15 protein-coding genes and 1 pseudogene are annotated in these 14,102 nt (G+C 69.2%); 6 read left to right on the forward strand and 10 right to left on the reverse strand.

The features are described from left to right. Positions 1 to 11 precede the first annotated feature (11 nt). The 5 genes from RIC31_RS12620 to RIC31_RS12640 all read left to right on the forward strand — a co-directional run bounded on the left by RIC31_RS12620 (position 12) and on the right by RIC31_RS12640 (position 4,640). Positions 12 to 551, forward strand: coding sequence for a TRAP transporter small permease (locus RIC31_RS12620; protein WP_350107641.1), 540 nt, complete (start codon positions 12 to 14; stop codon positions 549 to 551). Next, positions 551 to 1,858, forward strand: coding sequence for a TRAP transporter large permease (locus RIC31_RS12625; RefSeq protein WP_350107644.1), 1,308 nt, complete (start codon positions 551 to 553; stop codon positions 1,856 to 1,858). The genes RIC31_RS12620 and RIC31_RS12625 overlap by 1 nt, the downstream gene beginning before the upstream one ends. A gap of 30 nt (positions 1,859 to 1,888) precedes the next feature. Further along, positions 1,889 to 2,620 carry a FadR/GntR family transcriptional regulator gene (locus tag RIC31_RS12630; RefSeq protein ID WP_350107647.1) on the forward strand — a complete coding sequence of 244 codons (732 nt, stop codon included), beginning with the start codon at positions 1,889 to 1,891 and terminating at the stop codon, positions 2,618 to 2,620. Positions 2,621 to 2,710: 90 nt separating this feature from the next. After that, positions 2,711 to 3,643, forward strand: coding sequence for a 5-dehydro-4-deoxyglucarate dehydratase (kdgD, locus tag RIC31_RS12635; RefSeq protein WP_350107650.1), 933 nt, complete (start codon positions 2,711 to 2,713; stop codon positions 3,641 to 3,643). Between the two features lie 22 nt (positions 3,644 to 3,665). Further along, positions 3,666 to 4,640, forward strand: a complete 975-nt coding sequence (locus tag RIC31_RS12640; protein WP_350107653.1) for a Gfo/Idh/MocA family protein — start codon at positions 3,666 to 3,668, stop codon at positions 4,638 to 4,640. Here the strand turns inward: RIC31_RS12640 and RIC31_RS12645 are convergent. Further along, positions 4,637 to 5,029, reverse strand: a complete 393-nt coding sequence (locus tag RIC31_RS12645) for a response regulator (RefSeq protein ID WP_350107656.1) — start codon at positions 5,027 to 5,029, stop codon at positions 4,637 to 4,639. The genes RIC31_RS12640 and RIC31_RS12645 overlap by 4 nt on opposite strands. Before the next feature lie 148 nt (positions 5,030 to 5,177). Here RIC31_RS12645 and RIC31_RS12650 point away from each other — a divergent pair, with 148 nt between their 5' ends. Next, positions 5,178 to 5,840, forward strand: coding sequence for a response regulator transcription factor (locus tag RIC31_RS12650; RefSeq protein WP_350107659.1), 663 nt, complete (start codon positions 5,178 to 5,180; stop codon positions 5,838 to 5,840). Between the two features lie 3 nt (positions 5,841 to 5,843). Here RIC31_RS12650 and pcaB read toward each other — a convergent pair whose 3' ends face one another. From pcaB to RIC31_RS12695, 9 genes and pseudogenes are all read right to left on the reverse strand, one after another. After that, a complete protein-coding gene (gene pcaB / locus RIC31_RS12655; RefSeq protein ID WP_350107662.1) occupies positions 5,844 to 7,175 on the reverse strand; it encodes a 3-carboxy-cis,cis-muconate cycloisomerase in 1,332 nt (443 codons plus the stop codon). Between the two features lie 5 nt (positions 7,176 to 7,180). Beyond that, positions 7,181 to 8,014, reverse strand: coding sequence for a 3-oxoadipate:acetyl-CoA acetyltransferase (locus RIC31_RS12660; RefSeq protein ID WP_350107665.1), 834 nt, complete (start codon positions 8,012 to 8,014; stop codon positions 7,181 to 7,183). Positions 8,015 to 8,273: 259 nt separating this feature from the next. Continuing rightward, positions 8,274 to 8,885 (reverse strand): protocatechuate 3,4-dioxygenase subunit alpha, encoded by a 612-nt coding sequence (gene pcaG, locus RIC31_RS12665; protein WP_350107668.1) that lies wholly within the window; start codon positions 8,883 to 8,885, stop codon positions 8,274 to 8,276. Positions 8,886 to 8,887: 2 nt separating this feature from the next. Beyond that, positions 8,888 to 9,583 carry a protocatechuate 3,4-dioxygenase subunit beta gene (pcaH, locus tag RIC31_RS12670; RefSeq protein ID WP_350107671.1) on the reverse strand — a complete coding sequence of 232 codons (696 nt, stop codon included), beginning with the start codon at positions 9,581 to 9,583 and terminating at the stop codon, positions 8,888 to 8,890. Between the two features lie 22 nt (positions 9,584 to 9,605). Further along, positions 9,606 to 10,811, reverse strand: coding sequence for a 3-oxoadipyl-CoA thiolase (gene pcaF, locus RIC31_RS12675; RefSeq protein ID WP_350107683.1), 1,206 nt, complete (start codon positions 10,809 to 10,811; stop codon positions 9,606 to 9,608). Then, positions 10,811 to 11,590, reverse strand: coding sequence for a CoA-transferase subunit beta (locus RIC31_RS12680; protein ID WP_350107674.1), 780 nt, complete (start codon positions 11,588 to 11,590; stop codon positions 10,811 to 10,813). Before RIC31_RS12680 ends, pcaF begins: the two co-directional genes overlap by 1 nt. Positions 11,591 to 11,592: 2 nt before the next feature. Continuing rightward, positions 11,593 to 12,441: a CoA transferase subunit A gene (locus RIC31_RS12685; RefSeq protein WP_350107677.1), complete on the reverse strand. Its 849-nt coding sequence runs from the start codon at positions 12,439 to 12,441 to the stop codon at positions 11,593 to 11,595. Between the two features lie 11 nt (positions 12,442 to 12,452). Next, positions 12,453 to 13,643, reverse strand: a complete 1,191-nt coding sequence (gene pcaDC / locus RIC31_RS12690; RefSeq protein ID WP_350107680.1) for a bifunctional 3-oxoadipate enol-lactonase/4-carboxymuconolactone decarboxylase PcaDC — start codon at positions 13,641 to 13,643, stop codon at positions 12,453 to 12,455. 3 nt (positions 13,644 to 13,646) lie between these two features. Continuing rightward, positions 13,647 to 14,102, reverse strand: a pseudogene (locus tag RIC31_RS12695) (hypothetical protein); the annotation flags it as partial.

The following is a 14,102-nucleotide window of genomic DNA, read 5'->3' on the forward strand; positions in this document are numbered from 1 at the left end:
GGGGACGGAACATGCGAGACCGCTATGTCGCGGCCATGGATAAGCTCTACCTGGCCTGCGCCTTCATCTGCTGCGCGTCGGTCGTCGCCATGACGGTCCTGATCGCGACCGGGGTATTCTCCCGCTACGTGCTGCACATCGGTGCCTTCTACTCCGAACCGATCTCGATCTTCCTGGCGATCCAGCTGACCTTCTACGGGGCGGCGGTCTGCTACCGCGCCAACGCGCATCTCAGGCTCGAAATCGTCGAGAACGCGGTGCCGCCCCTCATGGGCCGCATCCTGCGGGGCGTGATCGACCTGCTGATGGCCGGGGTTTCCGTTTTCATGGTCGTGTTCGGCGCCAACCTCGTCGACGCCACCCTGTTCCAGTCCTATCCCGAGTTCGAATATGTGCGGGTCGGCGTGGTCTACACCGCGATCCCGCTCGGCGGCCTGGTGACCCTGCTGTTCGTCATCGAGAAGGCGCTGGTGGCGCCGGAGTCGCGCGGCACCGTCGAACTGCCGGGCACTCCCCCTGCCGGCGGCGACATCACGGGGAGGACGATCTGATGGGCGGCGACGTCGGTCCGATCCTGCTGATCGGCAGCCTGCTCGGGCTGATCGCCATGGGCACCCCGGTCGCCTATGCGCTCGGGATCTCCTCGCTGCTTACCGCATTCTACGTCGACCTGCCGCTCGAGGCGGTGCTGCTGAAGGTGTCCGACGGGGTCGACAACTTCGCGCTGCTGGCGATCCCGTTCTTCATCCTGGCCGGCGCGCTGATGGCCGAGGGCGGCATGGCGTGGCGGCTGGTCAACCTCGCCAACGTCTGCGTCGGCTTCATGCGCGGCGGCCTGGCGATGGTGAACATCCTGGCCTCGATGTTCTTCGGCGGGATCTCCGGCTCGTCGGTCGCCGACACCTCGTCGATCGGGTCGATCCTGATCCCGATGATGAAGAAGCACGGCTACGACGACACCTTCGCGGTCAACGTCACCATCACCTCCTCGACCCAGGGGGTGGTGATCCCACCCAGCCACAACGCCATCATCTACGCGCTCGCGGCCGGCGGCACGGTGTCGATCGCCCAGCTGTTCCTGGCCGGGATCATTCCCGGAATCATGATCGGCCTGTCCCTGATGATCCTGTCCTACATCATCTCGGTCCGGCGCGGCTATCCGAAGGGCGAGTTGGTGCCGCTGCGCCAGGCGCTCAAGACGGCCTGGGAGGCGGTGGCCGGCCTGCTGACGATCGGAATCATCGTCGGGGGCGTGGTCGGCGGCATCTTCACGCCGACCGAATCGGCCGCGGTCGCCGTGGTCTGGGCGTTCTTCGTGACCATGTTCATCTATCGCGACTACACCTGGGCGCAGCTTCCGCAGCTGCTGCACAGCGTGGTCAAGACCGTCGCGATGGTGATGATCGTGATCGGCTTCGCGGCCGGCTTCGCCTACCTGATGACGCTGATGCAGATCCCGTTGAAGGCGACCGAGTTCCTGCAGTCGCTTTCGGACAACAAGATCGTGCTGCTGATCATGATCAACGTGATGCTGCTGGTTCTCGGCACTTTCATGGACATGGCGCCGCTGATCCTGATCTGCACGCCGATCCTGCTGCCGCTCGTGAAGTCGATGGGGATGAGCGAGGTGCAGTTCGGAATCGTCATGATGCTGAACCTGTCGATCGGCCTGCTGACCCCGCCGGTCGGGACGACGCTGTTCGTCGGATGCGCGATCGGCAAGGTCTCGATCGAGAAGGTCTCGAAGACTCTTTGGCCGTTCTGGCTCGCAATGCTGGTGGTATTGTTGCTGGTGACGTATATCCCGGCTCTGACCTTGTGGATCCCCAGCCTTCAATATCCGGGAATCCGATACTGACCTCTTGAGTGGTGGGGCGACGACGCGACGATGACGATGCCCAAGTTCTCCCCCTTGCCGCCGGCCCGGAACCTCACCGAGGAACTGACGGCCACCCTGGCAGCCCGGATCCGCAGCGGCGAACTCGTGCCGGCGGAGAAGCTGCCGACCGAGCAGGAGATGATCGCCGCCTTCGGTGTCAGCCGGACGGTGGTGCGCGAGGCGATCGCGGCGCTGCGGGCCGAAGGGCTCGTGGAATCCCGGCAGGGAGCGGGGGTGTTCGTGGTCGGCGACAAGCGTCGGCGGCCGTTCCGCCTCGACGCCGACGGTGCCGAGACGGTCGAGGGCGTGCTGGCGATCATGGAACTGCGGCGCAGCGTCGAGATCGAGGCGGCCGGGCTGGCGGCGGAGCGGCGCGGCGAGGCGGACCTGAAGGCGATCCACCAGGCGGTCGAGGCGTTCGACGCGGCGATCGCGAGCGGCGACGCGGTGGCGGCCGACTTCCAGTTCCACAAGGCGATCTGCAAGGCGACCGGCAACCCGTACTTCTCGTCGTTCCTGGAGTTCCTCGGCTACCACATCATCCCGCGGCAGACCGTGCGGGTGCAGGTGTCGTCGTCGGAGGAGATGACCCGCTACCTGCAGAAGGTGGCGCGCGAGCATCACCAGATCGTCACGGCGATCGAAGCCCGGGACGGTGCCGCGGCGCGCCGGGCCATGGGCCGGCACCTGACCCGCGGCCGCGACCGCTACGCAAACCTGGTCTCCACGGTCGACGGCTGACGTCGCGGCGACTCGACATCATCACTCGACGTGCATGCGAAGACATCATATGACATGATGAGATGACTTCGCAGAAACGGAGATGAGTCGATGGCCTCGACACCCGAGGAGCTGAAGCTGCAGGTCGGATCGGGACTCCTGTCGTTTCCGGTCACCGACTTCGCCCCGGACCTTTCGTTCGACCGCGACGGCTACGCCGCCAGGCTCGACTGGCTCGGCGGCTACGGCGCCGCCGCGCTGTTCGCCGCCGGCGGGACCGGCGAGATGTTCTCCCTGACCCCCGGCGAGTATCCGGCGATCGTCGAGACCGCGGTGCAGGTCTGCCGCGGCCGTACCCCGATCATCGCCGGGGTCGGATACGGCACCCGGCTGGCGGTCGAGATGGCCGAGGCGGCCGAGGCGGCCGGCGCCGACGGGCTGCTGGTGCTGCCGCAGTACCTGATCACCGCCGAGCAGGAGGGACTGTTCCGGCACATCAAGGCGATCTGCGACGCCGTGAAGATCGGCGTGATCGTCTACAACCGGGACAACTGCCTGTTCGCCGCGGAGACCGTGGCGCGGCTGGCGGAGGCCTGCCCGAACCTGATCGGCTACAAGGACGGCTCCGGCGATATCGAGCGCATGGTCAGGGTGCGCCGGCGCCTCGGCGATCGCGTGGTCTATGTCGGCGGCCTGCCGACCGCCGAGGTCTATGCCGAGGCGTACGACGCCATGGGCGTGACGACCTACTCGTCCGCGGTCTTCAACTTCATCCCGGAGACGGCGCTGACCTTCTACGCCGCCCTGCGCCGCGGCGACGGCGAGACGGTGGGGCGGCTGCTCACCGATTTCTTCCTGCCCTATATCGCGATCCGGGACGAGGCCAGGGGCTATGCGGTCAGCATCGTGAAGGCCGGGGCCAGGCTGGTCGGGCGTGACGCGGGGCCGGTGCGGCCGCCGTTGCTCGACCTGAATCCGGACCAGATGGACCGCCTGGGCACGTTGATCCGGTCGCTCGGCGCCGGGACGGCCAACGCCGCCTGAGCGCGGGAAGGGGAGGGACGTCGTGAACATCTGCATGGTCGGCTACGGCATGATGGGGGTCTGGCACAGCGACGCCCTGCAGGGCCAGGACGTCCGCCTGCACACCCTGGTCGGACGGCGGCCGGAGGCCGCGCGCGAGTTCGCCGAGCGCTACGGCTATGCCCGCTGGACGGTCGATCTGGACGAGGCGCTGGCCGACCCCGAGGTCGACCTGGTCATCGTCGCCTCGCCGAGCGAGACCCACCCGGCATTCGCCCTGAAATCGATCGCCGCCGGCAAGCCGACCCTGCTGGAAATCCCGATCGCCATGACGCTGGAGGAGTCCGAGGCGGTGGTGGCGGCGGCCGAGGCGGCCAAGGTCCCGTTCGGGCTGGTCCACCCGATGCGCCTGCAGCCGGAATACGCGCCGATCCGGGCGGCGGCGCTGGCCGGGACCGATCCGATCCGGCACATTACCGGGCGGTTCTACATTCATCGGCTGTCGAATGTCGGCGCCACCGGCTACCACCGCAGCTGGACCGACAACATCCTGTGGCACCACTTCGCGCACTTCGTCGATCTCGGCCTGTGGCTGCTCGATTTCGAGGGCGAGCTCGCCTACAGCTTCCTGGGGCCGCTGCACCCGCAGACCGGCATCCCGATGGAGTGCATCCTGTCGATCGAGACTCCGCGCAACCAGACCCTGCTGGTCAGCGGGTCCTACCATTCGCGCGAGCGGGTCTACGATTCGATGATCGTCACGGACCGGCAGTCCTACCGCCTCGACATCCTGCGCAACCAGATGGTGACCGGCGACGGCCCGGTGGCGGTGGCGGCCGAGAAGGACAACCTGGCGCTGGTTACCCGCGACTTCGTCACGGCGGTCCGGGAAGGCCGGCCGCCGGCCGTGCCGGGCCGCTCGGTGCTGCCGGCGATGCGGGTCCTGGATGCCGCGCAGCGCCGGTGGGACGCGATCCACGGCCGGCAGTCGCTGCCGGGCAGGCGACTGCCGGACTAGTCCGCGCGACGGGCCCCGAGCAGGGCCGTCAGCGCTTCGATCTCCAGGGGTTTGCTCACGATCCCGTCGAACCCGGCGGCACTGCAGAGCGCTGCGACCTGGTCCCGTGCATGACTGGTCACGCAGACCATAACGCCCGGCACCCGGCCCGACAGCGATTCGCGGATCGCCCGGGCGGCACTCGGTCCGTCGCCGCCGGGCATGTCGAAGTCCAGCAATGTGAGGTCGAAGACCTGCCCGTGCGTCTCGATCGCCAGCCGGGTCTCGTTGGCCGCCGCCGAGCCGGAACTCACCGCGATCACGGTGTATCCCAGGCTGTGAAGCAGGCCCGCATGCATCTCGCGGGTGATCGAGCAGTCGTCCGCGATCAGGGCGGTGCGTACTGGCATTGGGGTGGCGACACCAAACGGTTGCAGCATGAGCGTCGCGCCGGCGTGGGGCATTCGACAATTGCGGACTTCCACAGTGTGCCGCGTATACTCGGGTCGAGGCTGGGCACAGGCGTGGCCGGGCCGGTTTCGGAACGGGGTTGGGTGTGTGACCGCGGATACAGTCGGGCCGGAAGGCGGCAGGGAGACCGATGGGCCATGCGCCTATGTGGTCGACGATATTCAGCTGAACCGCGAGATGATGGCCGGGCTGCTCGGGTCCGCCGGCATCGCCGCCGAGAGCTTCGCCTCGGCACGGCAGTTCCTCGACGCGTTCGACCCGGACCGGCCGGGCTGCATCCTGCTCGACATCCGCATGCCGGGGATGAGCGGGCTGGACCTGCAGGCGGAGCTCAACAAGCGCGGGGTGGTCGTGCCGGTGGTCATGATCACGGCCCATGCCGACGTGCCGATCGCCATCCAGGCGATGCGCGAGGGCGCCTACGAATTCATCGAGAAGCCGGTCGACAACGCCCACCTGCTTGACGTGGTCAGGCGGGCGTTCGAGACCTGCGCCGAACGGCTGCGCGAGCAGGCCGAGCGGGTCAGCGTGAAGGCCCGCTACGACATCCTGAGCGCCCGCGAGCTGCAGGTGCTGGAGGCGATGGTCGACGGCCGGCTGAACAAGCAGATCGCGTTCGACCTCGGGATCAGCCAGCGCACCGTCGAGGTGCACCGGGCCAATGTGATGGAGAAGATGCAGGCCCGTTCGCTGGCCGAGCTGGTGCGCATGACCATCCGGCTGGGCGAGGGCGGCGAGCGGTCGGCCTGACCGTCAGCCCCGGGCCGCCGCCAGGGCCCGGTCGATCAGCAGGTCGTTGGACCCCAGATAGCAGGCCGGATCGCGCAGCCGGTCCCAGTCGACCGCCGCCTCGGTCCGCTCTTTGAGCGCGTCCACCAGGTGTCCGCCGCCGGCGGTCACGGCGCGGGCCGCCTCCTTCACCAGGGCCTGCGCCGCCGGCCGCGGCATGTGGACGGCCAGCGCGAAGGTCGCCGCCTCGGCCAGGATCAGCCCGTCGCCGGGGCCGAGATTGGCGCGCATGCGGTCGGCGGATACCGCCAGCCGGCCGAGCAGGGCCTCGGTCTTGGCCAGGGCCGATCCGGTGGCCACCACCATGGTCGGCAAGGTGGCCCATTCCATCTGCCAGCCGACCCCGCCGCGCTCGTGCTCCTGGATCTGCGCCTGGTGCAGGGTGCCGAGCAGGCCGGCAGTCAGGCGGGCGGCCGCGGCCAGCGCCTCGCCGGTCACCGGGTTGGCCTTCTGCGGCATGGTGCTGGAGCCGCCGCGGTCGCCGCCGGCGCTCTCGTCGATCTCGCCGACCTCGGTCTGCGCCAGCAGCACCGCGTCCTGGCCGAGCTTGCCGAGCGCGCCGGTCACCAGCGACAGCCAGGAGCCGAACTCGGCGATGCCGTCGCGCTGGGCGTGCCAGGGGCCCGGCGGGCAGGCCAGGTCGAGCTCGGCCGCCATCGCCTCCATCACCGCCACGCCCCGGTCGTCGAGCGCCGCCAGGGTGCCGGCGGCGCCGCCGAACTGCACCGCCAGCAGGCGCAGCCGCAGGGCCGGCAGCCGCTCGCGGCAGCGCACCAGCGGCAGCAGCCAGCCGGCGCATTTCAGCCCGAAGCTGGTCGGCAAGGCCTGCTGGTAGCGGGTACGGGCCGCCATCACCGTGGCGCGGTGGGCGTCGGCGAGGGCCGCCAGGCCAGCGATCACCCGGTCCAGCCGACCGGCGATCACCGCCAGCGCGTCGCGCAGCTGCAGGACCAGGGCGGTGTCGACGATGTCCTGGCTGGTCGCGCCCCAGTGCACCCATTGCGCCGCGTCGCTGCCGACATGGGCGCGGAACTGGCGCACGAACTCGATCACCGGCACGCCCGACTGCTCGGTGCCGACGCCGAGCGCATCCAGGTCGGCGGCGAAGCTTGCGGCAGCATCGGTGATCCGGCGAGCGGCCTCGACCGGGACGATCCCCAGCCCGGCCTCGGCGCGGGCCAGCGCGGCCTCGGCCTCGGCCATCGCCCGGACCGCGGCGGCGTCCTCGAACAGCCGGGCGGTATCGGGGTCGCCGAACAGCGGGCCGAGGATCCGGGAGTCGTAGGCGCTGACCATGGCGCTCAGGCGGCGGCGGGCAGCGACAGCAGCGACCGCGCCTCGGCCACGGTGGCCGGGCGGCGGCCGTATTCCGGGCACAGCTCGACCACCCGGCGGACCAGGGCGGCGTTCGACGGCGCCAGGGTCTCGCGGTCCATCCGGACGTTGTCTTCCAGCCCGGTTCGGCAGTGCCCGCCCAGCTCCAGCGACCAGCGGTTCAGGGTGATCTGGTCCTTGCCGATGCCGGCGCCGGTCCAGGTGGCGTCCGGCGCCAGCCGCTGCAGGGTCGCCACGTAGAACTCGAAGGTCGGCCGGTCGACCGGCATGGCGTTCTTCACGCCCATCACGAACTGGACGTGCAGCGGCGCCCTGATCCGCCCGGCCTCGGCCATCTTCACGGCCTGGAAGATCATCGACAGGTCGAAGGCCTCGATCTCCGGCTTGACGTCGTATGCCAGCATCTCGTCGGCCAGCCAGTCGACCAGGTCGGGGGCGTTCTCGTAGACCCGGGTCGGGAAGTTCACCGATCCGGTCGACAGCGACGCCATGTCCGGTCGCAGCGGCAGCATGCCGCCGCGCTCGCGCCCGGCGCCGGAGCGGCCACCGGTCGACAACTGCACGATCATGCCCGGGCAGTGCTTGCGCAGGCCCTCTACCAGCCGCCCGAAACGCTCCGGGTCCGAGGTCGGGGTGCCGTCGTCGTTGCGGACATGGCAGTGCGCCAGGGTGGCGCCGGCCTCGAACGCCTCCTGGGTCGACTCCACCTGCTCGGCGACGGTGATCGGCACCGCCGGGTTGTCCTTCTTGGTCGGCAGCGAGCCGGTGATCGCGACGGTAATGATGCAGGGCGTTGGCATGGCGGGCTCCTTCAAGCGCTGCCGCGACGATCGTCATGCACGGCGGAGCGGCGGGTGGGCTCCGGCTCGGGCGCGCCGGGGACGGCGCGCCCGTCCGGAATGACGGTAGAGGGTGGAGGTCGGCGTTCCTCGAGCCGACTGCGGGGGACAAGCATCCTGCGTCTCATCCTTCCTGTCGTCATTCCGGACCGGGCCGCCGCAGGCGGCGTGGAGCCGGAACCTACGGAGCGACGGGCCGAACTCGTTGCGCCGAAATCGCTCACACGTCGAAGAACACCGTCTCGTCGGCGCCCTGCATGTGGATGTCGAAGCGGTATACGGTCCCGGTCGGGCCGTCGCGGCGCTCGGCGACCAGGGTGTGCCGGCGGTCCTCCGGCACCGACGACAGCACCGGGTCGGCCGCGTTCGCCGCCGCCTCGTCGGAGAAGTACAGCCGGGTGAAGGCATGCACGAGGATGCCGCGCATGAACACGATGACGTTGACGTGCGGCGCCTGGCCGTCGCCGATCGCGCCCGGCTTCACCGTGTCGAAGATGAAGCGGCTGTCGCCATCGGTGCCGGTCCCGAACCGCCCGAAGCCGCGGAAGTCGGCGTTCGAGCCGCGCGGGTCGGCGGGATGCGCGTAGCGGCCCTGGGCGTCGGCCTGCCAGATCTCGATCATCGCGTCCGGGATCGCCGCACCGGCGCCGTCGTAGACCTTGCCCTCGATGCGGATGCGCTGGCCCTCGGCGTCGTCGCCGGCCAGCCGGCCGCTGGCGATCTCCGCGAGCGGATAGCCGTACTGCTGCGGCGTCAGGCCGTAGGCGAAGTAGGGGCCGACGGTCTGCGACGGGGTCTGCCCCAGCAGGGTCTCGGCGGGTTGGTCGGCCATGCTCAGCCCTCCATCGGGGTGGCGGCGCTGCCGCGCAGCACGATGTCGAACACATAGCCGAGCGCGAAGTCCGGCTCGGTAACGTCGATCGAGAACTTCGAGATCAGCCGCTCGCGCGCCTTCGGGGGCGTGCCGAGAAAGATCGGGTCGAGATCCAGCAGCGGGTCGCCCGGGAAATACATCTGGGTGACCAGCCGGGTCAGGTAGCTCGGCCCGAACAGCGAGAAGTGGATGTGGTTCGGCCGCCAGGCGTTGGGGTGGTTGCCCCAGGGATAGGCGCCGGGTTTCACGGTGTAGAACCGATAGCGGCCCTCGGAATCGGTCGCGCAGCGCCCGCCGCCCACGAAGTTCGGGTCGAGCGGGGCGTCGTGCTGGTCGACCTTGTGGACGTAGCGCCCGGCGGCGTTGGCCTGCCAGATCTCCAGGAGCGTGTTCGGCAGCGGCCGGCCGTCTTCGTCCATGACGCGACCCGAGACGATGATCCGCTCGCCCAGCGGTTCGCCGGAATGCTGACGGGTAAGGTCGCTGTCGGTCGGCAGGACGCTTTCCCGGCCATAGACCGGACCGCTGAGTTCCGAGATGGTTGGGTCGAGGCCGATCAGCGGACGCTTCGGGGAGCGCAGGATGGTCGACTTGTAGTCGGGCGTGAGGGCGGGCGGCTCGGAGGCCAGGCTCTCGCGTGGATACTGCATGGTCATCGAATGTCCTCCCGCAGAGTTTTCAGCCAGCCACGGCCTCGAAAGCCATCGCAGCGCCCTGACCGACGCCAACGCACATGGTGGCCACGCCGTAGCGGCCGCCGCGCTTCGGCAGTTGCCGGGCAATCTCCGCGGCGATCCGCGCGCCGGACATGCCAAGCGGATGGCCGAAGGCGATGGCGCCGCCATTCGGGTTCACATGCTCGGAGTCGTCAGCGAAACCGAGTTGGCGCAGGCAGGCGAGCGACTGGCTGGCGAAGGCTTCGTTGATCTCCAGCAAGTCGAGGTCCGTGGTCTGCAGCGCCAGCCGGTCGAGCAGCTTGCGGGTTGCCGGGACAGGCCCGATGCCCAGGATGCGTGGCGGCACGCCGGCGGTCGCCATGCCGAGGATGCGGACCAGCGGCGTCAGGCCGTGGCGCTCGACCGCATCGGCAGATGCGACGATCACGGCGGCTGCGCCATCGTTGACGCCCGAGGAATTCCCGGCGGTCACGGTGCCGCCTTCGCGGACGATCGGCCGGAGCCCAGCCAGGGCCTCTATTGTCGTGTCGGCGCGGGGGTGCTCGTCGCGGGTGACGAGAGTCGCTCCCTTGCGGCCCGGAACCTCGACCGCGACGACCGGACCGTCAAAGGCGCCGGCGGCTTCGGCCGCGGCGGCGCGCTGCTGGGAGCGGAGCGCGAAGGCGTCCTGGTCGGCGCGGCTCACCTGAAAGTCCTCGGCGACATTCTCACCAGTCTCGGGCATGGACTCCACACCGTATTGCGCCTTCATCAGCGGGTTGATGAAGCGCCAGCCGATGGTGGTGTCGTGAATCTCGGCGGAACGCTGGAAAGCGGTCTCGGCCTTGGCCATGGCCAGCGGCGCCCGCGACATGGACTCAACGCCGCCGGCAATCGCGAGCTCCATCTCGCCGGCCTTGATGGCGCGCGCGGCGAAGCCGATCGCATCGAGGCCCGAGGCGCACAGCCGATTGATCGTGGTGCCGGGCACGGTTTCGGGCAGGCCGGCAAGCAGCAGCGCCATGCGGGCGACGTTGCGATTGTCCTCGCCGGCCTGGTTGGCGCAGCCGAGGATGACTTCGTCGACCGCTTCTCCGACGCTCGGGTGACTGGCGAGGAGGGCACGGATGGGCACCGCTGCGAGATCGTCGGGGCGGATCATCGCCAACGCGCCGCCGTAGCGGCCGATGGGCGTGCGCGCGGTGTCGCAGATGAAAACGTTGCGGATCATGCGTCTTCGCCTCCATGGGCGCGGCGGGTGCGGTCGTGGAGTTCGCGCAGGACGCCGAGTTCCTCCTCAGTGGGGGGTGGCGTCTCCTCGGGAACGGCGACGAAGCGCAAGTCCCAGCCGCAGTTCTCCCGCAGCTGGTCGCGGGTGACGCCGGGATGCAGCGAAACGACCGACATCTCGCTTGTCTCCTGGTCCGGCTCCAGCACGCAAAGGTCGGTGATCAGTCGGGTCGGGCCCTTGGTGCTGACTCCGAGCGCTTCGCGGCTGCCCTTGCCGGTGCCGTGGCCGAGCGAGGTGACGAAGGGGAGCTTGGCAACGAAACCGCGTCTCGACATCGCCATGGTGATGAAGATCTCGCCGCAATGGACGGCGATCTCCGGCGCACCGCCACCGCCCGGCAGCCGGACCTTTGGGTTGTCATAAGCGCCGACAACGGTGGTGTTGAGGTTGGCGAAACGATCGATCTGGGCGCCTCCGAGGAAACCGACAGTCACCCGGCCGCCCTGCAGCCAGTAGCGAAACATTTCTGGGACGGAGACGGTGGTCAGCGCCGTCTCGCAAAGCTCACCATCGCCGATCGACAGCGGCAGGACCTCCGGTCGCGTGTCGATGGTGCCGGACTCGTAGATCAGGGTGATGCCCGGCGCGTGGGTCAGGCGGGCGAGATTGCAGGCCGCGGACGGCGCGCCGATGCCGACGAAGCAGACATCCTCGTTGCGCAGCGCCCGGGCGGCGGCGACGGTCATGATTTCAGTCGGGGTGTAGGGTTCGGTCATGGTCAGGCAGCCCGCGCCGCGTATTGTCGGAAATCGTCCGGGCCCTTTTCCAGCACGTTCTTCCGCATCCATGCGCGGAACGTGTCGCGGTCGCGGGCGATGGCGTCCCAGGCCTTGTAGAAGGCGTTGGCGCGCTTGTAGTAGCCGTGGGCGTAGGACGGATAGGCGCCGCCGGGGACCAAGGCGATGGCGGTGACGGTCCAGGCCGGCAGGATGACGGCATTCGGCGAACGCGGGCCGAAGTCGTCGACGATTTCCTCGACCGTGACGATCGAGCGCCGGGCGGCGAGCACCGCTTCCTTCTGGGCGCCGACGATACCCTCAAGCAGGACGTTGCCGGCGCGATCGGCGCGCAGCGCATGGATGACCGCGACATCCGGTCGGAGGGCTGGGACAGTCGCCAGTATCTCGCCGGTATAGGGGCAGGTGACCGAGCCGATCCTCGGATTGACCTTCGGCAGGTCGACGCCGATGTAGCCGCGGAACATGGCGAAGGGCAGGTTGGCGGCGCCCGCCTCATAGGCATTGGCCATCGCGGCGTGGGAATGTTCCTCGATCGCCAGTGGCCGGGGCCAGCGGTTCTCGACCGCGTCGCGCATGCGGTGCAGCGAGCCGACGCCGGGATTGCCGCCCCAGGAAAAGACCAGCTTGTCGACGGCGCCCATGCCGATCAACTGGTCGTAGATCAGGTCGGGGGTCATGCGGCTGACGGTCAGGTCCTTGCGACCCTGGCGGATGACCTCATGGCCGGCGGCAAAAGGGATGAGGTGGGTGAAGCCCTCCATCGCGACGAAATCGCCGTCGCCGATGTTGGCCTCGACCGCGTCCTGCAATGAGAGGAATTCTGCCAAGAGACGCCTCCCTAGTCCGATCGCGCTTCGAAAGCGGCGATCTCGTCACCGAGTTCCTCGCGCACCCAGCGGATCGCGGCATTGCCGGCCGGAATGCCGGCATAGATGCCCGTCTGGAGGATCATCGCGCGCAGTTCCTCAAGGCTGACGCCATTACCGAGCGCCGGCTTCAGGTGGATCTTGAACTCCTCCTCGCGGTGAAGGGCGACCATCATCGCCAGTGTCAGCAGCGAGCGGGTCTTGCGTGGCAGAGTCGGGTCGCCCCACACGTCGTTCCAGGCGTGGCGGGTGATGAAGTCCTGCCACGGCATCGCGAAGGCGCCGGCCCGCGCCAGCGACCGCTCGACATAGGCATCGCCGAGCACCTCGCGACGGATCGCCAGCCCCCGCACGAAGGCGCTGTTCGGCGCGTCCGGCTCGTGGCGGGCGAGGAAGGCGGCGAGCTGCGCGGTGACGGCGTCGGGGCTCTCGACCGAGACGATATGCGAGGCGTCGGGGATCACCACCATCTCCGCGTGGGGGATCCGCTGGCGGAGGTCCTCCGACATCGCCGGCGGCGTTGCCGGATCGTCCGCACCGACGACGATCAGCGTCGGGGCGGCAATCGCGCCGATGCGTTCGCGAAGGTCCATGCCGCCGATCGCCTCGCAACAGCGGGCGTAGCCGGCGACATCCGTGGCGGCGAAGCGCTGTCGGAAGCCGTCGATGATGGCCGGTTCGCGATCGATGAAATCGGGCGTGAACCAGCGCGGGATGACGGCGTCGAAGACCGAGGCCATGCCATCGGCGCGGACGGTCGCGGCGCGGGTCGCCCAGAATTCGAGCGTCGGCAGGAGGGCAGTGGTGGACACCAGCATCAGGCTCTTCACCCGCTCCGGATGGGCGACGGCGAAGGCCTGGCCAAGCATGCCGCCGATCGACAGGCCGGCGATATGGGCTCTTTCGATCTCAAGCGCGTCGAGCAGGCCGCCGAGGTCGGCGGCGAGGTCGTCGATGGTGGTCGGGATGTCGACCGCGGCCGACCGGCCGTGACCGCGGATGTCGTAGCGGATGCAACGGTATCGGTCGCCGAGGGCGGCGACCTGGGCTTCCCAGATTTCGAGCGAGCAGCCGACCGAATGGGCGAAGACCACCACCGGCGCATTGGCGGGCCCGCTGCTCTCGTAAAAATGTTCGATGCCGTTGGCGAGAAGGGTCGGCACGGGTCAGCGGCTCCTTTTTCGGGGGGCGAGGCGGGCGCGGATGGTCTTCGCCTCGGCAACGATCGGGGAAACAGCCGCGCTGGCCGCCGCGACGGCGGGGCCGGTGTCGAAGGCAGCCTCGGCGACGGGCCGCGCTTTCGCCGGGCTGTCGGCGATGACGATGTCACGAAACGAACGACCGGAGTCGCGCGCGGCGCTGGCGGCCGTCTCGACGAGGCGGTGCGCGGCCTCGCGTCCGAGCGATGGTGCAAGGGCGGCAGCGACTGCTCCAGCCATCAACATGCCGCCGGTGATGTCGAGGTTCTTCGCCATGCGGGCCTTGTCGACGGTCAGGCCGGCGGCGAGGTTTCGTGCTTCCCGCAAGGCGCCGGAGGCGAGGCCGAAGAGCTGCGGCAGGGCGTGCCACTCGGCATGCCACAGGCCGACGGGACGCTGATGCTCCGCCGCCATGGCGTCGAG

It is taken from the genome of Thalassobaculum sp. (assembly GCF_040219615.1).
Classification (GTDB): domain Bacteria; phylum Pseudomonadota; class Alphaproteobacteria; order Thalassobaculales; family Thalassobaculaceae; genus Thalassobaculum_A.

What these genes read in the sequence shown, in the direction of transcription:
- RIC31_RS12680 (WP_350107674.1), bottom strand. Translation starts at nt 11,590, where the DNA reads ATGACCGAACCCTACACCCCGACTGAAATCATGACCGTCGCCGCCGCC.
- RIC31_RS12625 (WP_350107644.1), top strand. Translation starts at nt 551, where the DNA reads ATGGGCGGCGACGTCGGTCCGATCCTGCTGATCGGCAGCCTGCTCGGG.
- RIC31_RS12645 (WP_350107656.1), bottom strand. Translation starts at nt 5,029, where the DNA reads ATGCCAGTACGCACCGCCCTGATCGCGGACGACTGCTCGATCACCCGC.
- pcaH (WP_350107671.1), bottom strand. Translation starts at nt 9,583, where the DNA reads ATGACCATGCAGTATCCACGCGAGAGCCTGGCCTCCGAGCCGCCCGCC.
- pcaB (WP_350107662.1), bottom strand. Translation starts at nt 7,175, where the DNA reads ATGGTCAGCGCCTACGACTCCCGGATCCTCGGCCCGCTGTTCGGCGAC.
- RIC31_RS12660 (WP_350107665.1), bottom strand. Translation starts at nt 8,014, where the DNA reads ATGCCAACGCCCTGCATCATTACCGTCGCGATCACCGGCTCGCTGCCG.
- kdgD (WP_350107650.1), top strand. Translation starts at nt 2,711, where the DNA reads ATGGCCTCGACACCCGAGGAGCTGAAGCTGCAGGTCGGATCGGGACTC.
- pcaG (WP_350107668.1), bottom strand. Translation starts at nt 8,885, where the DNA reads ATGGCCGACCAACCCGCCGAGACCCTGCTGGGGCAGACCCCGTCGCAG.
- RIC31_RS12630 (WP_350107647.1), top strand. Translation starts at nt 1,889, where the DNA reads ATGACGATGCCCAAGTTCTCCCCCTTGCCGCCGGCCCGGAACCTCACC.
- RIC31_RS12620 (WP_350107641.1), top strand. Translation starts at nt 12, where the DNA reads ATGCGAGACCGCTATGTCGCGGCCATGGATAAGCTCTACCTGGCCTGC.